Below are 20,158 nucleotides of genomic sequence, written 5' to 3'. Positions count from 1 at the left end.
GTTGTTAATAGTTATCCTCTAATTTTTTAGAAAGTTCAGCGATATTCTCTGGTGGCCAATTTGGAACTTCCATTCCAAGATACAATGACATTGTTGTAAGAACCTCTTTAATTTCATTCAAAGATTTTCTTCCAAAATTAGGAGTTCTTAGCATTTCACTTTCACTCTTTTGAACTAAATCTCCAATATAAATAATATTGTCATTTTTCAGACAATTCATTGATCTTACAGACAGTTCTAATTCATCAACTCTTCTAAGTAAGTTTCTATTAAATTCTGGCTCTGAAGGTTTTTTCTCTTGAATTGTTGCAACTGGTTCATCAAAGTTTACAAACATTGCTAACTGATCTTGTAAAATTCTAGCTGCAAAAGCAACTGAATCTTCTGCTGTTACAGATCCATTTGTTTCAACTTCCATAGTCAATTTATCATAATCTAATGTTAATCCTTCTCTTGCATTAGATACGTTATAAGAAACTCTCTTAACTGGACTAAAAACAGCGTCAATTGCTATTAATCCTAATGGGGAATTACTAGCTTTATTCCTGTCTGCAGGAACATAACCTTTTCCAGTATTTACCGTTAACTCCATATGAAATTTAGTTTTTTCATCTAAATTGCAAATTACTAAATCAGGATTTAATATTTCAATATCTGAATTTGGAGCGATCATTTTTGCTTTAATCTCACCAGGTCCTTTTGCATCTAAAATTAATTTTTTTGGTCCAGAAGTTTTTAAATTTAAAGCTAAAGCCTTAACGTTAAGAACGATATCAGTAACATCTTCTCTAACGCCGTCAATTGATGAGAATTCATGTAGCACTCCATCAATTTGAATAGCTGTTACAGCTGTACCTTGAACTGAAGACAACAAAACTCTTCTTAATGCATTTCCTAAAGTTAAAGCGTAACCCTTTTCTAAAGGTTCAGCGATAATTTTTGCATGTTTTTTGTCATCACTTTGTGTAATATTTAATTTTGATGGTTTTATAAGTTCTTTCCAATTTTTGTCTATCAAGTTACTTCTCCTATTTAGTTATTGTTAAACACGTCTTTTCTTTGGAGGCCTGCAGCCATTATGCGGCATAGGACTCATATCTTTAATAGAGGTGATCTTAAAACCTCTAGCCTGTAATGCTCTAAGAGCAGTTTCTCGACCTGAACCAGGCCCTTTTACTTCAACTGTAATATTTTTTAATCCATGCTCTAATGCTTTCCCCGCCGCATCATCGGCTGCAACTTGTGCTGCATAGGGAGTTGATTTTCTAGAACCTTTAAATCCTTTTGATCCTGCAGAAGACCACGAAATTACATTACCTTGTTTGTCAGTAATAGTAACAATAGTGTTGTTAAAAGTTGCATTTACGTAAACATTTCCATTTACAACATTCTTTTTCTCTTTTTTCTTAACTTTAATTTTTTTTTTTATTCCACCATCTTGCTTAGCATCTTTTGCTGGTGCTGCAGCACCTTCAGTTTTTGGTTTTTTATCTTTAATATTTTTATCTTCGGCCATTTAATTATTTCATACTAGTTAATTTTTTTCCTGCTATTGCAATGGCCTTACCTTTTCTTGTTCTTGCATTGGAATGTGTTCTTTGTCCTCTAACTGGAAGTCTTTTTCTATGTCTTGATCCTCTGTAAGTTCCTAAGTCTTTTAGTCTTTTAATGTCTAAGGATACGTTTCTTCTAAGATCTCCTTCAACTGAATATTTACTATCAATAAATTCTCTAATTTTTAAAACTTCATCGTCTGTGAGAGCGTTTGTTCTTTTACGTTTGTCAATTTTTAATTCGTTGCAAATGTCATTTGCTATTTTATCACCAATACCATGAATATAAGTAAGAGCTGTTTTAACAACTTTATTTTGAGGAATATTTACTCCAGCTATACGAGCCATAAATTAAAAGTCTATTTTTTGAAAAAATGCGATTATATGAATCAAGCTATCAAAGTCAACTGCGTACGGCACGGATTATTGTAAATAATTGGTCACTTATCGCATTGATTTCCTGCATTCCGTCTATATTTTTCATTATTCCTTTTTTTAAGTAATAATCTAAGACTGGAAAAGTTTTTTCATCATAAGTTTTTAATCTTTTTACAATTGTCTCTTCATTATCATCAGATCTTGTAATAAGTTTTCTTTGTCCACACTCTTTCAAGTCACAATTTTTTGGAGGATCAAAAAAAGTATTAAATGTTCTGTTGCATGCTGAACAAGTAACTCTGCCGGTAATTCTCTTAACTAAAATTTCATTATCTACTTTTAAATTAAGTGCCAAACTCATTTGTTGATTATATTTTTTTAATAAATTGTCTAAGCTTTTTGCTTGTTCAATATTTCTTGGAAAGCCATCAAATATTATTCGGTTTTTATACTCCGGATTAGAAATTTTATTCTCAATTAAATTATTGATAATTTCATCAGAAACCAATCCTCCAGATTTCATAATTTCTTCAATTTTATTACCAAAATCAGTTTTTTTACTTACTTCATCTCTAAGTAAATCGCCTGTTGATAACTGAAATAAATTAAATTCTTTTACTAATTTTGATGACTGTGTTCCTTTTCCTGCGCCTGGAGGGCCAAAAATTACGAGATTCATTAACGATTAAATTTTGTTTTTTTAATTAAGCTCTCATATTGCTGGCTCATTAGTCTAGTTTGTACTTGGGCAACTGTATCCATAGCAACTACAGCAACGATAAGAAGTGAAGTCCCACCTAAATAAAATGGAATTGGATAATTTGCGATAATTAATTCTGGTAATAAACAAATTAAAACTAAATATAAAGATCCAATGGCCGTTAACTTTAAAAGTAATTGATCTATAAATTGTTCTGTCTGCTCTCCTGGTCTTATTCCAGGAACAAACCCGCCATACTTTCTTAAATTTTCTGCTGTCTCTTTTGGATTAAAAATTATCGAAGTATAAAAAAATGAGAAAAATATTATACCAGCCGCATAAATAATCATATACAGCGGCTTTCCTTGACCTAGCATAGAGGTAATTCCAACGACAATTTCATTTGAAGACGAAGTAAAATTTGAAATTGTAATTGGTAAAATTAAAAGTGCTGAAGCAAAAATTGCAGGGATAACGCCGGCCGTATTAACTTTTAAAGGAAGATGAGAAGCATCTCCACCATACAATTTATTCCCTACTTGCCTTTTAGGATAATGAATTAAAATTTTTCTTTGAGCACGTTCTACAAAAACAATAAAGTATATGGCGCCAATAAGAATAGTTATAATAACTAATATAACTCCAGCAGAAATCGCTCCTGTTCTTCCTAGTTCAAAAGTAGAAGCTAATGCTCCTGGAATTTCAGCAACAATTCCTGCAAAAATAATCAATGATATACCATTGCCGATGCCTCTAGCTGTGATTTGTTCTCCAAGCCACATTAAAAGCATTGTTCCTGTTAACAACGTTATTGTGGTTACTAATCTAAAATAAAATCCTGCTTCTAAAACAATCCCTTGAGAATTTTCCAAACTAACAGCTACTCCATATCCTTGCACTAATGCTAAAAGAACTGTGCCATATCTAGTGTATTGAGTGATTTTTTTTCTTCCAATTTCTCCTGAATTTTTTAAATTTTTAAAATAATCTGTGACACCAGTTAATAATTGAATGATAATTGATGAAGAAATGTAAGGCATAATTCCTAATGCAAGAATGGCCATTCTCGATACAGCTCCGCCAGCAAAAAGATTAAACATTCCAAGTAATGATCTTTGATTATCGGATATCAAACCTTTTAATGCCTGCGCGTCAATTCCTGGCAACGGAACGTATGTGCAGAATCTATAAACAATTAAAATAAATAAAGTGTAAAAAATTCTTCTTTTAAGATCGTCTAAAGACGAATTTGGCTTTAAGGATTCTACAGACCCAAAAGAACTAGACATGAAAACTATTTAGCCTCTGCTTGTTTCAATAAATTAACGCTACCGCCTGCTTTTTCAATTTTCGTTTTAGCAGATGCGCTGATTTGATGTGCCTCTATTTGTATTTTTGATTTAATTTCACCATTACCTAAAATTTTTAATCTTTTAAAATTATTTTTAATATTTTTAACTTTTCTAAGACTGTCTAATGTAACTTTAGAACTTGTGTCTAACTTCTTCTTCTCTATTAAATGCTGAATATCATTTAAGTTAATAATCATTTGATCGTAAGAATGTTTCTTTATAATTGCATTAAACCCTCTTTTAGGTAGTCTTCTGTAAAGAGGCATTTGACCTCCTTCAAAACTCTTAATAGATACACCAGATCTTGCTTTCTGACCTTTAACACCTCGTCCAGCAGTCTTTCCTTTTCCAGAGCCTATTCCTCTGCCGTATCTTTTTCCTTTTTTATAAAGTGAAACGTTTAATGTGTTTAATTTCATAATTTTATCTTCTCGCTACAACTTCACTAATTTTTTTACCACGAAGTATAGAAATATCTTTAGGAGATCTTTGTTTTGTTAACGCTAACATACATGCTCTAACAACATTATATGGATTAGATGAACCAATTGATTTTGCAACAACATCTTGCATACCTAACATTTCGCATATTGCTCGAATAGCTCCGCCAGCAATAATTCCTGTTCCAGCCGGAGCACTTCTAAGAAGAACTTTTCCAGCTCCACTTTTGCCATAAGTGTCATGGTGTATTGTCCTTCCTTCTCTTAATGGAATTTTAACTAATGAACTTTTTGCTTCTTCTGATGCTTTTTTAATTGCGTCTGGAACTTGTTTTGCTTTACCATGCCCATAACCTACTAAGCCTTTTTGATTTCCAACAATAACTAATGCTGCAAACCCAAATCTTCTTCCGCCTTTTACTACTTTAGTAATTCGATTAATCGCAACTAATTTTTCTTTAAGTTCTGATTGTGTATTCATAAATTAAAATTTTAATCCTTCTTTTCTTGCAGATTCCGCTACTGCTTTAATACGACCATGATACTTATATCTGCCTCTGTCAAAATAAACTTCTTTAATTCCTTTTTCTAAAGCTCTTTTTGCTACCAATTTTCCAACTTCAATTGATAATTCCATTTTTTTCTTCTTATCCATAGCTTTTTCAACTGAAGACGCTGAAACTAAAGTTTGATTTTTAGCATCATCAATAACTTGAGCGTAAATATTTTTTAAAGATCTAAAAACAGTAAGTCGCAATCCTGTAGGATTGTACTTTTTCATTTTTCCTCTAGTTCTAGTCTGTCTTTTAATATCGCTAGCCATAATTATTTCTTTTTACCTTCTTTTCTTAAAACAAATTGATCAGTAGAAGTTATTCCTTTTCCTTTGTAGGGTTCAACTGGTTTTAAAAATTTAATATCAGCACATACTTTTCCTACTAATTCTTTATCAATACCTTTAACTTTTATTGCTGTTTGTTTGTCTATGGCTATTTCGATGCCTTCTGGAATGTCATAATGAACGTCATGGCTAAATCCTAATTGAAAAATTATCTTTTTGCCTTGCAAGGCAGCTCTAAAACCAACGCCTGTAAGTTTTAAATCTTTTTCAAATCCTTTTGAAACTCCAATAATACCATTATTAATTAAACTTCTATGCAGCCCCCAAGTAACTTTATTTGCATTTTTTTTATCAACGGGCTCAAGAGAAACTTTATTATCAGCAACTAATACTTTTAAAATACTTTGATCTACAACTAGTTCTTTTTTACTTTTAGCGCCTTGAATAATAACTTTATTATTCTCAACTTTAACAGTAACTCCAGATGGTAATATAATAGGTGTTTTTCCGATTTTTGACATATCTTAAGAAACCTTACAAAGGACCTCCCCGCCTAGTTTTTTTTCTCTAGCTTCGTTATCAGAGAAAATTCCTTTTGAAGTAGAAATAATAGATATTCCCAATCCATTTTGAACTTTTTGAATACTTTCTGATCTGGAATATATTCTTCTTCCAGGTCTTGAAACTCTTTCAATCTCTTTAATAACTGGATCCCCGTACATATATTTCAAATTAATTTCTATTGTCTCAAAACTTTTTTCTTTTGAGACAGTATATTCTTGAATAAATCCTTCTTTTTGCAGAACATCTAAAACTGCTTTTCTTAATTTAGAACCAGGAACTGATACTTTTTTTAAGCCGCGCATCTGTCCGTTTCTTATTCTTGTTATCATATCTCCAATGGGATCTGTAATTTTCATATTTCCTCCTTACCAGCTAGCTTTCGTCATGCCTGGAATTTTTCCACTAGAAGCAAATTTTCTAAGTGCAATTCTGGACATTCTTAATTTTCTATAATAACCACGTGATCTTCCTGTTATTTCACATCTATTTTTAACTCTATTTTTTGCTGAATTTCTTGGAACTTTGGAAAGTTTTAAGCTAGCTAAAAATCTCTCATTCAAAGATATAGTTTTATTCATAATAATTTTTTTTAGCTTCGATCTTTTGTTTTCAAATCTCTTAGCCATTTTTACTCTTTTTAAATTTCTCTCGATTGAACTTCTTTTTGCCATTTAATTTAGCTCCTTATTTTTTTCTTTATCTTTTCCTTTTTCATTATCGTCGTCTTTTTTAACTTTTTTCTTATCTGCTGAAAATATTCCAACTTTAGCAAATGGAAAATTAAAACTATCAAGCAACATTTTAGCTTGATCTTTAGTTTTTGCAGTTGTCACAACAGTAATATCTAGACCTCTAATTTTATCTACTTTATCAAAGTTAACTTCTGGAAATATAATATGTTCTTTAACACCAAAACTATAATTAGCTTCACTATCAAAACTATTAGGATTTAAACCTCTGAAGTCTTTAATTCTTGGTAATGCAATATTTACTAAGCGATCTAAAAAGAAATACATTTGATCTTTTCTTAAAGTAACTTTTAAACCTAGAGGAATTCCTACTCTAGTTTTAAAATTAGAAATAGATTTTCTAGATTTTGTAACTTGAGCTTTTTGACCGGCAATAGCGGAAAGATCCTCTTCTGCGCTTTTCAAAATTTTACTATCAGTTCCATCTAATCCAAGGCCCATATTTAAAACAATTTTAACTAATTTTGGGGCTTGCATTTTATTACTAAAAGACAAATTTTTACACAATGTAGGTACTATCTCTTTTATGTACTTCTCTTTTAATCTAGGTATTAACTTCATTTTTTACTCTTTGTTTTTGGTTTTTCGTCTTTTGCAGTCTTTTTTGTTTCTTCTTTTTTTTCAACTTTTTTCTCTACTTTTGCGTCAGATAATTTAACAACGTTTGATATGTCAATTGGTCTTTCAACAGTAATAATTCCACCTTTTTTTTCTCTTGTTGGTTTTTGATGTTTTTTCTTTTCATTAATACCTTTAACTAAAACTTTTCTAACCTCAGGAAATACTTTTATTACATTTCCAGTTTTGCCTTTGTCGTCCCCTGTAATTACTTTTACATTATCTCCTTTTTTAATTTTTAATTTAATCATAAAACCTCCGGCGCTAAAGAAATTATTTTCATAAAGTTTTTATTTCTTAATTCTCTTGTTACTGGTCCAAAAATTCTTGTTCCAATAGGCTCGCCATTTGGCTGCACTAAAACTGCAGCATTGGCATCAAATTTTATTGAAGTACCATCTAATCTTTTAATTTCTTTTCTTGTTCTAACGATTACTGCCTTATGAACATCGCCTTTTTTGACTTTTCCTTTTGGAATAGCGTCTTTAATTGAAACAACAATAATATCTCCTATTGTTGCATATCTTCTCTTGGATCCGCCTAATACTTTAATGCACTCTACTTTTCGAGCTCCCGTATTATCAGCAACAAATAATTCTGTTTGTACCTGAATCATTTATTTATCACCTCCAACAACTGTCCAACGTTTAAGTTTAGATATTGGTTTGCTTTCTACAATAGAAACCATATCGCCAACTTTAGATTTATTTTTTTCATCGTGAGCATGATATTTTTTATAAGTTGTCATTACTTTTTTGTATTTTGGATGAACAAATCTTCTACTAACTTCAACAACGATAGTTTTGTTGCTTTTGTCGCTTACAACTTTTCCTTTTAAAATTCTCTTAACCATTATTTAGCTCTGTTTAAATTAATAAAAGTTTTAACTGTAGCAATAGAGCGTCTATTAGTTTTAATAGACGATGTATTTGTTACTTGACCATTTTTTTTCTTAAATCGGATATTAAATTGTTCTTTTTTTAATTTTTCCAATTCAGAAAATAATTGATCCTGAGTTAATTTTTTTATTTCTTTAGTTTTCATTATTGCGTTCCTAATCTTTTAACCATTTTTGTTTTTATAGATAATTTTGCCTGAGCTCTCTCAAAAGCTTCTTTCGCCACTATCTCATCAACACCATCGATTTCAAAAATAATTCTTCCTGGTTTTACTCTAAATACGTAATACTCTAATCCACCTTTACCTTTACCCATTCTCACTTCTATTGGTTTTTTTGTTACAGGAATATTTGGGAAAATTCTAAGCCAAACTCTACCTGCTCTTTTCATATGTCTAGTTAAAGCAACTCTAGCAGCTTCGATTTCTTTCGAAGTTACTCTGTTAGGTTCTGTTGCTTTCAATCCAAATGATCCGAAATTCAATTCAGCTCCACGTGTAGCGACACCATGAATTTTGCCCTTAAAAGCTTTTCTATATTTTGTTCTAGCTGGCTGTAACATTTTCTTTCTCGTTTATATTTTTAATTTCAGCATCATCTTTTTTTTTCTTATCTTTTTCAAACACGATACCTTTATAAATCCAAACTTTAACTCCTATAATTCCATAAGTAGTTGTAGCTTCTGCTTCTCCATAATCGACATCAGCTCTTAATGTATGAAGTGGTATACTGCCTTCTCTTAACCATTCTGTTCTTGCAATCTCAGTTCCTGCTAATCTTCCAGCAACAGTTACTTTAATTCCTTTAGCGCCCAATCTAAGAGTTGATTGCATCGCTCTTTTCATAGCTTTTCTATATGCAATTCGTTTTTCAAGTTGCTGAGCTACGTTTTCTGCAACTAAATAAGCATCCAATTCCGGCTTTCTGATTTCTTTAATATTTACTGAAACTTCTGAACTTGAGATTTTATTAAGATTATTTTTAATTTTATCAATATCAGAACCTTTTTTTCCAATTACAAAACCTGGTCTTGATGTAAAGATTGTTACGATACATTTTTTAGTTGGTCTTTCGATAAAGATCTTTGAAATACCAGAATTTTTAAGATTTTTGTGAATGTATTCTCTAATTTTAAAGTCTTCGATTAAATATTGTCCATATTCTTTTTTCTTTGCAAACCACATTGAATCCCAGTTTTTATTAATGCTTAATCTAAAGCTAATTGGATTAACTTTCTGTCCCATTATTTAGCGGCCTCCGCCGGAGTTTTTTTGTTTTCCGAAACAATGATTGTTAAATTAGAAAAATGTTTTTTAATTCCTGCAGATCTTCCTCTTGCTCTAGGCATGAAACGTTTTAATGTAATTCCTTTTCCAACGTACGCTTCTTTTACAATCAAATTATCAATATCTAATTGATTGTTATTCTCAGCATTAGCAATTGCTGATTTTAAAGTTTTTTTGATCTCACTAGCTACTCTTTTATCTGTAAATTCTAAATCTCTCATAGCGACATTAGCATTCTTTCCTCTAATGCTTTTTAAGATATTATTAATTTTACGCGGACTTGATCTTAAGTTTCGGTAAATTGCTTTTACTTGATTTAAATCTTTATTTTTTTGCATCTTTTTTCTCAGTTGTTGGAGCAGCTTTTTTATCAGCTGGCGTATGTCCAAAAAATTGTCTTGTAGCAGAAAACTCCCCTAGTTTGTGACCAATCATTTCATCTGTAATAGTCACTGGGAAGAATTTTTTTCCATTATGAACTTCAAAAGTCATTCCAATAAATTCTGGAATAATTGTAGATTTTCTTGACCAAGTTTTAATTGGTTTTTTAATATTTTGATCTTTATGCTTTTGTACTTTTTTCATTAAACTTAATTCAACAAAAGGACCTTTCCAGACTGATCTACTCATAATTAATTAATACCTCTCTTCTTTTTTCTTGAGATAATATACTTGTCTGTATTTTTATTTTTTCTAGTTTTCTTACCTTTAGTTTTGATACCCCAAGGAGTAACAGGATGTCTTCCTCCGTTAGTTCTTCCTCCGTGTGGGTGATCTACAGGGTTCATTGCTATACCTCTTGTTTGTGGTCTAACTCCTAACCATCTGCTTCTTCCAGCTTTACCAATTTTAATATTTTTTTGATCAGGATTTGATACAGCACCAATTGTTGCTTTGCATAAACTTTGTACTCTTCTTACTTCGCCTGAGGCTAATTTTAATGTTGTGTAATCTTGGTCATGACTCATAATTTGGACAGAAGTGCCAGCTGATCTAGCTAATACCGCCCCATTGCCTGGTCTCATTTCAACATTATGAACAACAGTTGCAGGAGGGATATCTATCAAAGGCATGCAATTCCCAATTTCTATATCTTTTTTTCTTCCGGAATGGATTTTGGTACCAACTTTAATGTCTTGTGGAGCAATTAAATAGCTCTGAGTTTTATCTTCATATTCAACAAGCATAATATTAGCTGTTCTATAAGGATCGTATTCAAAACGAATTACTGTAGCGGGCATATCAAACTTATTTCTTTTAAAATCTACAAATCTATATTTTTTCTTATGTCCAGCTGAACGATGTCTAGATGTAATTCTTCCTAAATTATTTCTTCCATATGAGCCATTAATTCCTGAGGTCAGAGATTTAACAGGCTTGCCTTTCCAAAGACCTGTTCTATCCAGGATAATTGTGCCTCGAGTAGATTTTGTATAAGGTTTATATGTTTTTAAAGTCATTTTTATATTCCAGTTGTAATATCAATTAATTGTCCTTTTTTTAAAGTAACAATAGCTTTTTTGTAGCCTGAGGTTCTTGCAACTCTTCCTCTAACCATTTTAAATCTTGGATGAAGATTAATAGTATTCACTTTAATAACGTTAACTTTGAAAAGTTTTTCAATACTTTTTTTAATATTTGCTTTGGTTGCAAAAGGCGCAACTTTAAACACTACTTTATTTAATGAACTTAAATTTGTAGATTTTTCAGTCACTACAGGCTCAAGAATAATATCGTATGAGAAATTATCAGCTCTTTTTTTCATTTTAATAATCTTTCTTGAAGTTTTTTAATTGAAGAATGAGTAAATAAAACATTTTGATATTTTAAAATATCATAAACATTTGTTCCAATCTCAGGAATATTTTTAATGTTCTTAATATTTTTTACGTTATTTAATAAGACTTCATTTTCATTATCATAAATTAACAATGCACTCTTTGAATTAATTTTTGATAAAAATTTACTAAAATCTTTTGTTTTAAAATTTTTAAAATCTTTATCTGATAAAATGTTAATTTTATTGTCTAAAACTTTGCTAGACAAAGCGTGTTTTAACCCTAGCTTTCTAACTTTTTTATTTAATCTTTTAACTCTATGCTTTCCCTTTGCCTTTGGACCGTGCGCAATACCACCGCCAACAAAAATTGGAGCTGTAATATTACCATGTCGTGCTCCTCCAGATCCTTTTTGTGGTCCAATTTTTTTTCTAGATCCGGCAACCTCTCCTCTAGTTTTTGTATAACCAGTTTTTTTTGAGTGACGACTGATTTGCCAATCAACAACCATTTTTATAATGTCTTTTCTAGGTTTTAACGAAAAAATATTGTCAGAAACTTCAATATTCCCAACATCTTTTCCATCAATTCCCAATTCTTTTATTTTCATATAATTACTTTTTCTCCGCTGCAGGCGCTGCTGCTGCTGCTGGTTTGGCATCTTTTTTGTTTGTTTCTGCGCTTTTTTCTTTTTTATTCGATTTCTCTTTTAATCCTTCAGCAATATCATCTTTGAAAGCTTGAATGGTATCTTTCATAGTTCTTTTGTTTCTTTCTTTAACTGCTTTATTAATTTCAACTACAGCATTCTTGGCTCCTGGAACTGAACCTTTAACAAATAATAAATTATTTTCTAAATCCGTTTCAATAATTTCTAATCTTTCAACTGTTCTAAATTTATCACCCATATGACCAGCCATTTTTTTACCTTTAAACACTCTGCCCGGGTCTTGTCTTTGACCGGTAGAACCATGAGATCTATGAGAAACTGAAACACCGTGAGTTGCTCTTAATCCTGCAAAATTATGTCTTTTCATAACTCCGGCAAAACCTCTTCCAATTGTTTTTGATCTAATGTCCACAAAATTTATATCTTTAAAAATATTTAAATCTACGTCTGAGCCTAATTTCAAATCACTATCTGTATCTACTCTAAATTCTTTTAAAATTTTTTTAGGTTCTAAAGATTTTTTTGCAAAAACACCTTTCATTTGCTTTGTTACTTTTGAATTTTTAATATGTCCAAAACCAACTAGTACGGCGCTGTAACCACGTTTTTCTTTAGTGATAACATCAACAACTTTACCTGGTTCAACATGAAGAACAGTTACAGGAACGGATTGACCATTCTCATAAAATCTTCTTGTCATCCCAATTTTTTTACCTATTAAACCTAAAGTCATAATTTAAATTTTAATTTCCACGTCCACTCCTGAAGCTAGATCTAATTTCATTAACGCTTCAACTGTTTGAGGAGTTGGATCTAGAATGTCTATCATTCGTTTATGTGTTCTTGTTTCAAACTGCTCTCTACTTTTTTTATCAATGTGAGGAGATCTTAATACTGTAAAAATTTCTTTTCGTGTTGGAAGTGGAATTGGCCCTCTTACCTGAGCTCCAGTTCTTTTAGCTGTATTTACAATCTCAATAGTAGATTGATCTAAAACTTTATGATCATACGCTCTCAGTTTAATTCTAATATTCTGTTTATCCATAATTTAAGCCATTTTCTTTGTAACTTCGTCCTGAACGTTTTGAGGAACGCGATCATAATGATCAAATTGCATCGTATATTGTGCTCTACCTTGAGACATTGATCTTAAAGTGTTTACGTAACCAAACATGTTTGCAAGTGGAACCATTGCATTAATGACAGCGGCATTTCCTCTTTTATCAGTTGATCCAACTTGACCTCTTCTGCTATTTAAATCACCAATAACATCACCCATGTAATCTTCTGGTGTCACTACTTCAACTTTCATAATTGGTTCTAAAAGTTTTGGATGTGATTGAAGACATAATTCTCTAAAACAATATCTTGCTGCTAATTCAAACGCTAAAGGGCTAGAATCTACTTCGTGATGTAATCCGTCTAAGATTTGAACTTTATAATCTAATAATGGAAAGCCAGCTAACACTCCTGAATCTGCAACGCTTAAAATTCCTTTTTCAACTCCTGGGATAAATTCTCTTGGGATTGATCCACCTTTAATTAAATTCTCAACAATTCTACCTTCCCCTTGAGTAAGAGGTTCAACAGCTAATTTAACTTTAGCAAACTGCCCAGCTCCACCGCTTTGTTTTTTATGAGTGTATTCAAGTTTGCCAGCTGAGGTAATAGTTTCTCTGTAAGCAACTTGAGGAGCTCCAATATTCGCTTCAACTTTAAATTCTCTTTTCATTCTATCCACAATAATTTCGAGGTGTAACTCACCCATTCCTTTAATAATTGTTTGTCCAGATTCATTGTCTGAGGAAACTCTAAATGAAGGGTCTTCTTTTGCTAAACGGTTAAGAGCTTCACCCATTTTTTCTTGGTCATTCTTTGTTTTTGGCTCAACTGCAATTTCAATAACTGGTTCTGGAAAATCCATAGATTCTAATACAATTGGATTATTTTTGTCACAAAGAGTATGTCCTGTAATTGTATTTTTAAGACCGGCTAACGCAACAATATCTCCAGCGCTTGCTGTTTTAATATCTTCTCTATTGTTTGCATGCATTAATAACATACGGCCAATTCTTTCTTCTTTTCCAGTTGTCGCATTCAGAACGCCTGTGCCTGTAGACAATGTTCCTGAGTAAATTCTAATAAATGTTAACGATCCAACAAATGGGTCGTTTGCTATTTTGAATGCCAAAGCAGAAAAAGGCTCTTCATCAGTACATTTTCTAATTAACTCTTCTTCTGTGTCTGGCTTAACACCTTTAACTTGCCCAACATCTTTAGGGCTTGGTAAGAAATCTACTACTGCATCTAAAATTAATTGAACTCCTTTATTTTTAAAAGCAGCTCCACAAATTATTGGAACAAAAGCAAAAGAAATAGTTCCTTTTCTAATACATGCTTTTAATTCTGCTTCCGATGGATCTTTACCGTTAAGATAATTTTCCATTACTTTTTCATCTTGCTCAACAGCAAGCTCTACTAATTCTTTTCTGTACTTTACTGCTTGCTCTTTAAGATCCGCTGGAATTTCAACATAATCAAACTTTGCTCCTAAACTTTCATCTAACCAAACAACACCTTTCATTGTAACAAGATCAACGACTCCTTTGAATGTACTTTCAATGCCGATTGGAAGCTGAAGTACCATAGGAATTGCTCCTAAACGCTCTTTAATCATATCAACACACATGAAAAAATTGGCTCCGGTTCTATCTAATTTATTAACAAAACAAATTCTTGGAACTTTATATTTATCCGCTTGTCTCCATACTGTTTCAGATTGAGGCTCAACACCTGCAACTCCATCGAAACAAGCAACAGCTCCGTCTAAAACTTTTAATGATCTTTCAACTTCAATGGTGAAATCAACGTGTCCTGGCGTATCGATAATATTAATTCTATGACCTTTCCAAAAACAAGTTGTTGCTGCAGAGGTAATTGTAATTCCTCTTTCTTGTTCTTGCTCCATCCAATCCATAGTTGCAGCACCATCGTGCACTTCACCAATTTTATGTGCTTTACCTGTGTAATATAAAATTCTTTCTGTAGTAGTAGTTTTGCCAGCATCAATATGGGCGGCGATACCTATGTTTCTATATTTATCTATTGAATATTTTTCGCTCATAAATTTACCATCTAAAATGCGCAAAAGCTTTATTTGCTTCTGCCATTTTGTGAGTGTCTTCTCTTTTTTTTATTGCTGATCCCTTGTTAGATGCCGCGTCTAATAATTCTTTAAGTAATTTTTCCTGCATGCTTTTATCTGTTCTTTTTCTTGAAGCATCTATTAACCAACGAATTGCTAAAGCTTGCGCTCTATCAGCTCTTACATCTACTGGAACTTGATATGTTGCTCCTCCAACTCTTCTAGATTTAACTTCTAAATTTGGTTTTACATTTTTAAGTGCATCATTAAAAACTTTGATTGGATCATCATTCGTTTTAGCTTTAATTAATTCAAGAGTTTTGTATAAAATTTTTTCAGCTACTGTTTTTTTTCCTTGATACATTAAAGAATTCATAAATTTAGTAACAACTTTAGATTTATAAACGGGATCTGGACTTACATCTCTCTTTGTTTGTTTTCTTCTTCGTGACATAATTATTTAGGTCTCTTTGCTCCGTATTTAGATCTTTGTTGTTTCATTTTTGTAACGCCCTGAGTATCGAGAACTCCTCGAATAGTATGATAACGAACACCTGGTAAATCTTTTACTCTTCCTCCTCTAATCATGACTACTGAGTGCTCTTGTAAATTATGACCTTCTCCTGGAATATAACTAGTAACTTCAAAACCGTTAGACAAACGAACTCTGGCAACTTTTCGTAATGCTGAGTTAGGTTTTTTAGGAGTGGTTGTATAAACTCTAGTGCACACTCCTCTTTTTTGAGGTGATGCTTCTAGTGCAGGAACTTTGTTCCTTACTTTTGGTTTAACTCTTCCTCGTTTTACGAGTTGATTAATCGTTGGCATAAATTTTTAAAAAAATTTTAATAATTTAAGGATAGAAAATAAGGTCGAAACCTAAAATCTGGTAGGAGTTTAAGTGCTCGTGAGCCTTACTTGCTACCTTAAAAAAGTGTGGGCATAATACTTAAATTACGCGAAAGGTCAAATTGTAGTTGTATAAAAAACTGCTTAATTAATATTGAAAAGCTTAGCTAATTGCTACTTAGTAACCTCTAATTGCTCAGGGGCTTTTGCTTTGCTGTTTTGAAGCTCCATGTCTCTTTCACGGGCAATTTTAGAGAATTTAAATGTGCTATCTCCTGTTCCCGCTGGGATTAATCTTCCGACAATAACGTTTTCTTTCAAGCCATGAAGTACGTCAACTTTACCTTTGATTGCTGCCTCAGTAAGAACTCTTGTTGTTTCTTGAAATGAAGCTGCAGAAATAAACGATTTAGTTTGTAATGAAGCTTTTGTAATACCTAGTAATACCGGATCAACTTTGGCCGGAGCTTTACCTTCATTAACTAATTTTTTATTTAATTCATCTAGATCAATTTTATCAACCAACTCTCCAACTAAGAAAGGTGTGTCTCCTGAAGCTTTGATTTCAACTTTTCTTAACATTTGTCTAACGATAACTTCAATGTGTTTATCGTTAATTATAACTCCTTGTAATCTGTAAACTTCCTGAACTTCGTCTATAAAGTAATTTGCAAGAGCTTCTACTCCTAAAATTCTTAAAATGTCATGAGGAGCTGGACTTCCATCTAATAAATACTCTCCTTTTTTAATTTCTTCACCTGGATTGAAGTTAACTTGTTTTCCTTTTGGAATTAAATAAGAAGATTCAATTCCTGCTTTTGATTTAATTGTAATTTTAAGTTTTCCTCTAACTTCTTTTCCGAATTCAATTTTACCATCATTCTCTGCAATGATTGCTCCTTCTTTAGGCTTTCTTGCTTCAAATAATTCAGCGACTCTTGGTAGTCCTCCGGTAATATCTTTTGTTTTAGAAGTTGCTTTGGGTAATCTAGCTAATACATCTCCTGCATTAATTTTATCTCCGTCTTCAACTGATAAAATTGTTTCTGGAACTAAATAATATCTTGCTTCGTTATCGTCTGCTTTTTTAACAACTTTTCCTTTGCTATCTCTTAAAGTAATTCTTGGTTTAAGATCAAGATTCTTAGATTGGCCTCTCCAATCCAAAACAACTTTAGAAGAAATTCCCGTAGCTTCATCAGTGGAATCTGTAATCGACGCTCCATCTATTAAATCTACAAAATTAACGATACCATCGGTTTCTGAAATAACTGGCAGAGTATATGGATCCCACTCACAAATTTTTTGACCTTTTTTAACTGGCTGATCTGGTTTTACAAAAAGTTTAGATCCATATGGAATTTTATACATTGCAACGTTTGTGCCATTTTTTTCAATAATAATTTCAGTATTTCTTCCCATTACTATTAATTCTTTTTTAGAATCTTCAATTAAGTTTTGATTAGAAACTTTTAATACTCCTTCTGAAGGAGCAGTTATTGAAGACTCTTGTTTAATTTGTGCTGTACCTCCAACGTGGAACGTTCTCATTGTAAGCTGTGTTCCTGGCTCTCCAATTGATTGAGCTGCAATCATTCCAACGCATTCTCCTATCGATACTAATCTTCCTCTTGCTAAATCTCTTCCGTAACAAGTTGAACAAATTCCATCTTTTGCCTCGCAAGTAATTGGGGAATAAACATCTATAGATTTAACTCCCGCGGCATCCATTAATTCACATTGTTTTTCTTCAATTAATTGTTTTGCTTTAACGATAACATCTCCAGTGTTTGGAGCTTTAATATCTTTAGCAGCAATTCTTCCTAAAGATCTTTCTGTTAACGATACGATGATATTACCGCCTTCTATAATCTCGCTAATATTAATATGTTTTTTAGTTCCACAGAATTTAAGTCTTACGATGACATCCTGAGAAACATCGCATAATCTTCGTGTTAAATATCCAGAGTTTGCAGTTTTTAAAGCTGTATCCGCTAGTCCTTTTCGTGCTCCGTGAGTAGATGTAAAATATTCCAAGACTGTTAATCCCTCTTTGAAGTTTGAAATAATAGGTGTTTCAATAATCTCTCCAGATGGTTTTGCCATTAATCCTCTCATACCAGCCAATTGCTTCATCTGAGCTGCGGAACCTCTGGCTCCAGAATCTGCCATCATGAATATAGAGTTAGTTGTTATTGAGCCGTCTTCTTTATTGATTTTAGATGCAGAGATATTTTTCATCATCTCGCTTGCAATTTTATCTGTACATTTAGACCATTGGTCTACAACTTTGTTATATTTCTCGCCTTTAGTAATTAAACCTTCAGAATATTGAGTTTCATACTCTTCAACCATTTTTTTAGCTTCTGATATAATTTTTTCTTTTGATTCAGGAATAACTAAATCATCTTTTCCAAATGAAATTCCTGCTTTAAATGCATTAAGAAAACCAATAGTCATTAATTTATCGCAGAAAACGACTGTCTCTTTCTGACCGCAATATCTAAAAATAATATCGATAAGTTCGGAAATTTGCTTTTTAGTTAATAATTTATTTACCAAATCAAATGAAATTTTATGATGTTTTGGAAGAACGTCTGCTAATAAAAATCTACCAACACTACTTTGATAAGTTTTAAAAACTGGCTTACCTTTTTCATCTACCGTTTCAAATCGAGAAACAACTTTAGAATGAACATTTATTGATTTGTTTTCAAGTCCTTGGGCAATTTCATCTAAATTTAGGAAGTAGCCGACTGGTTTAGTGTCTTGATCTCCAAAAAACTGGGACATATAATAAATTCCTAAAACCATGTCTTGAGATGGAACGATAATAGGTTTTCCATTTGATGGACTTAAAATATTATTAGTCGACATCATTAATACTCTTGCCTCTAACTGAGCTTCAATACTTAAAGGAACGTGAACGGCCATTTGATCGCCATCAAAGTCAGCGTTAAAAGCGGCTGTAACTAAAGGATGCAGTTGAATAGCTTTGCCTTCAATTAATAATGGTTCAAAAGCTTGGATACCTAATCTATGAAGTGTTGGAGCTCTATTTAAAAGAATTGGATGTTCTCTAACAACTTCTTCTAAAATATCCCAAACTTCTGATTTTTCTTTTTCTACTATTTTTTTTGCCTGTTTAATTGTTGTAGCAAGACCAAGTTTATCTAATTTTGCATAAATAAATGGCTTAAATAATTCCAGTGCCATTTTTTTTGGAAGACCACACTGATGAAGTTTTAATTCTGGACCTACAACAATTACAGATCTACCTGAATAATCTACTCGTTTTCCTAATAAGTTTTGTCTGAAACGTCCCTGCTTACCTTTAAGCATGTCAGCTAAAGATTTTAGAGGTCTTTTACCAGTTCCAGTTATTACTCTTCCTCTTCTTCCGTTATCAAATAAAGCATCAACTGCTTCTTGCAGCATACGTTTTTCATTTCTAACAATAATGTCTGGAGCTCTTAATTCCATTAATCTCTTTAATCTATTATTTCTATTGATCACTCTGCGATATAGATCGTTAAGATCAGATGTTGCAAATCTTCCACCATCAAGAGGAACTAAAGGTCTAAGTTCCGGTGGAATAACTGGTATAACAGTTAAAATCATCCATTCAGGTTTATTTCCAGAGTTAATAAAATTCTCAACTAATTTTAATCTTTTAATAGTTCTTTCTTCAGCAACTTTAGAGGTTGTTGTTTTCAATACTTCTCTTAATCTTTCTCTTTCAGCTGGTAAATCAATCGCAGCTAATACTTCTCTAATAGCTTCAGCGCCAATACCTGCTGAGAACTGATCTTCTCCGTATTTTTCTTGAGCTTTTAATAATTCTTCTTCTGTAATTAATTGATTTTTCTTAAATTCTGTTAATCCTGGTTCAATAACAATAAAATTTTCAAAATATAAAACTTTTTCAAGGTCTTTAAGCTTCATATCCATTGCAAGAGCTATTCTGCTTGGTAATGATTTTAAAAACCAAATATGAGAAACTGGTGTTGACAGTTCTACGTGACCCATTCGTTCACGTCTTACATTTGCCTTTGTAACTTCAACTCCGCACTTTTCGCAAATAATTCCTCTAAATTTCATACGCTTGTACTTGCCGCACAAACATTCGTAATCTTTTACTGGTCCAAATATTCTAGAACAAAATAATCCATCTTTTTCAGGTTTAAATGTTCTGTAATTAATAGTTTCTGGTTTTTTAATTTCTCCAAATGACCAAGATTTAATCTTTTCAGGACTGGCTAAAGAAATTTTAATATTATTAAAATTTTCTTTATTAATATTTTTTTTAAATAAATTTGTTAATTCTTTACTCATAA

Annotated in this window: 29 protein-coding genes; all 29 read right to left on the bottom strand. The window is 31.9% G+C overall.

The genetic code is table 11. The features are described 5' to 3' along the window. Positions 1-4 precede the first annotated feature (4 nt). Positions 5-1,018: a DNA-directed RNA polymerase subunit alpha gene (locus AC8GER_RS02180; protein WP_029167763.1), complete on the bottom strand. Its 1,014-nt coding sequence runs from the start codon at positions 1,016-1,018 to the stop codon at positions 5-7. 24 nt (positions 1,019-1,042) lie between these two features. After that, on the bottom strand, positions 1,043-1,516 hold the full coding sequence (gene rpsK, locus AC8GER_RS02175) for a 30S ribosomal protein S11 (RefSeq protein WP_506598311.1): 474 nt from the start codon (positions 1,514-1,516) through the stop codon (positions 1,043-1,045). 4 nt (positions 1,517-1,520) lie between these two features. Continuing rightward, positions 1,521-1,901 (bottom strand): 30S ribosomal protein S13, encoded by a 381-nt coding sequence (gene rpsM / locus AC8GER_RS02170; protein WP_029167761.1) that lies wholly within the window; start codon positions 1,899-1,901, stop codon positions 1,521-1,523. A gap of 55 nt (positions 1,902-1,956) precedes the next feature. Then, the gene (locus AC8GER_RS02165; RefSeq protein ID WP_506598310.1) at positions 1,957-2,610 is read right to left on the bottom strand and encodes an adenylate kinase; all 654 of its coding nucleotides are present in this window, start codon (positions 2,608-2,610) and stop codon (positions 1,957-1,959) included. Then, the gene (gene secY, locus AC8GER_RS02160; RefSeq protein ID WP_506598309.1) at positions 2,610-3,920 is read right to left on the bottom strand and encodes a preprotein translocase subunit SecY; all 1,311 of its coding nucleotides are present in this window, start codon (positions 3,918-3,920) and stop codon (positions 2,610-2,612) included. The genes AC8GER_RS02165 and secY overlap by 1 nt, the downstream gene beginning before the upstream one ends. Positions 3,921-3,925: 5 nt before the next feature. Beyond that, entirely contained in the window at positions 3,926-4,402 is a 477-nt protein-coding gene (rplO, locus tag AC8GER_RS02155; protein ID WP_506598308.1) for a 50S ribosomal protein L15, read from the bottom strand. Positions 4,403-4,406: 4 nt separating this feature from the next. Further along, complete coding sequence (gene rpsE / locus AC8GER_RS02150; RefSeq protein ID WP_506598307.1) at positions 4,407-4,904, bottom strand: 30S ribosomal protein S5; 498 nt, start codon at positions 4,902-4,904, stop codon at positions 4,407-4,409. A gap of 3 nt (positions 4,905-4,907) precedes the next feature. Next, positions 4,908-5,246, bottom strand: coding sequence for a 50S ribosomal protein L18 (gene rplR / locus AC8GER_RS02145; protein ID WP_506598306.1), 339 nt, complete (start codon positions 5,244-5,246; stop codon positions 4,908-4,910). Between the two features lie 2 nt (positions 5,247-5,248). Further along, a complete protein-coding gene (rplF, locus tag AC8GER_RS02140) occupies positions 5,249-5,785 on the bottom strand; it encodes a 50S ribosomal protein L6 (protein WP_506598305.1) in 537 nt (178 codons plus the stop codon). 3 nt (positions 5,786-5,788) lie between these two features. Beyond that, positions 5,789-6,184 (bottom strand): 30S ribosomal protein S8, encoded by a 396-nt coding sequence (rpsH, locus tag AC8GER_RS02135; protein ID WP_506598304.1) that lies wholly within the window; start codon positions 6,182-6,184, stop codon positions 5,789-5,791. Between the two features lie 9 nt (positions 6,185-6,193). Continuing rightward, positions 6,194-6,499: a 30S ribosomal protein S14 gene (rpsN, locus tag AC8GER_RS02130; RefSeq protein ID WP_506598303.1), complete on the bottom strand. Its 306-nt coding sequence runs from the start codon at positions 6,497-6,499 to the stop codon at positions 6,194-6,196. After that, the gene (gene rplE, locus AC8GER_RS02125) at positions 6,500-7,138 is read right to left on the bottom strand and encodes a 50S ribosomal protein L5 (protein ID WP_506598302.1); all 639 of its coding nucleotides are present in this window, start codon (positions 7,136-7,138) and stop codon (positions 6,500-6,502) included. It abuts the gene before it with no gap. Beyond that, positions 7,135-7,446: a 50S ribosomal protein L24 gene (gene rplX / locus AC8GER_RS02120; protein ID WP_506598301.1), complete on the bottom strand. Its 312-nt coding sequence runs from the start codon at positions 7,444-7,446 to the stop codon at positions 7,135-7,137. Before rplX ends, rplE begins: the two co-directional genes overlap by 4 nt. After that, positions 7,443-7,811 carry a 50S ribosomal protein L14 gene (rplN, locus tag AC8GER_RS02115; RefSeq protein ID WP_017943915.1) on the bottom strand — a complete coding sequence of 123 codons (369 nt, stop codon included), beginning with the start codon at positions 7,809-7,811 and terminating at the stop codon, positions 7,443-7,445. Before rplN ends, rplX begins: the two co-directional genes overlap by 4 nt. Beyond that, positions 7,812-8,048 carry a 30S ribosomal protein S17 gene (gene rpsQ, locus AC8GER_RS02110; protein WP_506598300.1) on the bottom strand — a complete coding sequence of 79 codons (237 nt, stop codon included), beginning with the start codon at positions 8,046-8,048 and terminating at the stop codon, positions 7,812-7,814. It abuts the gene before it with no gap. After that, the gene (gene rpmC, locus AC8GER_RS02105) at positions 8,048-8,239 is read right to left on the bottom strand and encodes a 50S ribosomal protein L29 (protein WP_029016565.1); all 192 of its coding nucleotides are present in this window, start codon (positions 8,237-8,239) and stop codon (positions 8,048-8,050) included. Before rpmC ends, rpsQ begins: the two co-directional genes overlap by 1 nt. Further along, complete coding sequence (gene rplP / locus AC8GER_RS02100; protein WP_017943912.1) at positions 8,239-8,655, bottom strand: 50S ribosomal protein L16; 417 nt, start codon at positions 8,653-8,655, stop codon at positions 8,239-8,241. The genes rpmC and rplP overlap by 1 nt, the downstream gene beginning before the upstream one ends. Continuing rightward, complete coding sequence (gene rpsC / locus AC8GER_RS02095; protein WP_506598299.1) at positions 8,639-9,337, bottom strand: 30S ribosomal protein S3; 699 nt, start codon at positions 9,335-9,337, stop codon at positions 8,639-8,641. Before rpsC ends, rplP begins: the two co-directional genes overlap by 17 nt. After that, positions 9,337-9,717: a 50S ribosomal protein L22 gene (gene rplV, locus AC8GER_RS02090; RefSeq protein WP_506598298.1), complete on the bottom strand. Its 381-nt coding sequence runs from the start codon at positions 9,715-9,717 to the stop codon at positions 9,337-9,339. Before rplV ends, rpsC begins: the two co-directional genes overlap by 1 nt. Beyond that, positions 9,704-10,009 carry a 30S ribosomal protein S19 gene (gene rpsS, locus AC8GER_RS02085; protein WP_506598297.1) on the bottom strand — a complete coding sequence of 102 codons (306 nt, stop codon included), beginning with the start codon at positions 10,007-10,009 and terminating at the stop codon, positions 9,704-9,706. Before rpsS ends, rplV begins: the two co-directional genes overlap by 14 nt. 2 nt (positions 10,010-10,011) lie before the next feature. Then, complete coding sequence (gene rplB, locus AC8GER_RS02080; protein ID WP_017969429.1) at positions 10,012-10,839, bottom strand: 50S ribosomal protein L2; 828 nt, start codon at positions 10,837-10,839, stop codon at positions 10,012-10,014. 2 nt (positions 10,840-10,841) lie between these two features. Next, entirely contained in the window at positions 10,842-11,144 is a 303-nt protein-coding gene (gene rplW / locus AC8GER_RS02075; RefSeq protein ID WP_506598296.1) for a 50S ribosomal protein L23, read from the bottom strand. After that, positions 11,141-11,767, bottom strand: coding sequence for a 50S ribosomal protein L4 (gene rplD, locus AC8GER_RS02070; protein WP_029167800.1), 627 nt, complete (start codon positions 11,765-11,767; stop codon positions 11,141-11,143). Before rplD ends, rplW begins: the two co-directional genes overlap by 4 nt. A 4-nt stretch (positions 11,768-11,771) precedes the next feature. After that, positions 11,772-12,560, bottom strand: a complete 789-nt coding sequence (rplC, locus tag AC8GER_RS02065) for a 50S ribosomal protein L3 (RefSeq protein WP_506598295.1) — start codon at positions 12,558-12,560, stop codon at positions 11,772-11,774. A 3-nt stretch (positions 12,561-12,563) separates the two neighbouring features. Further along, positions 12,564-12,872 (bottom strand): 30S ribosomal protein S10, encoded by a 309-nt coding sequence (gene rpsJ / locus AC8GER_RS02060; protein ID WP_017943904.1) that lies wholly within the window; start codon positions 12,870-12,872, stop codon positions 12,564-12,566. A 3-nt stretch (positions 12,873-12,875) separates the two neighbouring features. After that, complete coding sequence (gene fusA / locus AC8GER_RS02055) at positions 12,876-14,951, bottom strand: elongation factor G (protein WP_506598294.1); 2,076 nt, start codon at positions 14,949-14,951, stop codon at positions 12,876-12,878. Positions 14,952-14,955: 4 nt separating this feature from the next. Beyond that, positions 14,956-15,426, bottom strand: a complete 471-nt coding sequence (gene rpsG / locus AC8GER_RS02050) for a 30S ribosomal protein S7 (RefSeq protein ID WP_017943902.1) — start codon at positions 15,424-15,426, stop codon at positions 14,956-14,958. 2 nt (positions 15,427-15,428) lie between these two features. Continuing rightward, positions 15,429-15,800, bottom strand: a complete 372-nt coding sequence (gene rpsL / locus AC8GER_RS02045; RefSeq protein ID WP_017943901.1) for a 30S ribosomal protein S12 — start codon at positions 15,798-15,800, stop codon at positions 15,429-15,431. A gap of 195 nt (positions 15,801-15,995) precedes the next feature. After that, positions 15,996-20,156, bottom strand: a complete 4,161-nt coding sequence (rpoC, locus tag AC8GER_RS02040) for a DNA-directed RNA polymerase subunit beta' (RefSeq protein ID WP_506598293.1) — start codon at positions 20,154-20,156, stop codon at positions 15,996-15,998. Positions 20,157-20,158 lie beyond the last annotated feature (2 nt).

The sequence above is a fragment of the Fontibacterium abundans (SeqCode) genome, from assembly GCF_965235095.1.
In the GTDB taxonomy this organism is placed as follows: Bacteria; Pseudomonadota; Alphaproteobacteria; order Pelagibacterales; family Pelagibacteraceae; genus Fontibacterium; species Fontibacterium abundans.
The sequence above is the reverse complement of the archived record's forward strand: the minus strand, read 5'-3'. Positions and strand labels throughout refer to the sequence as shown.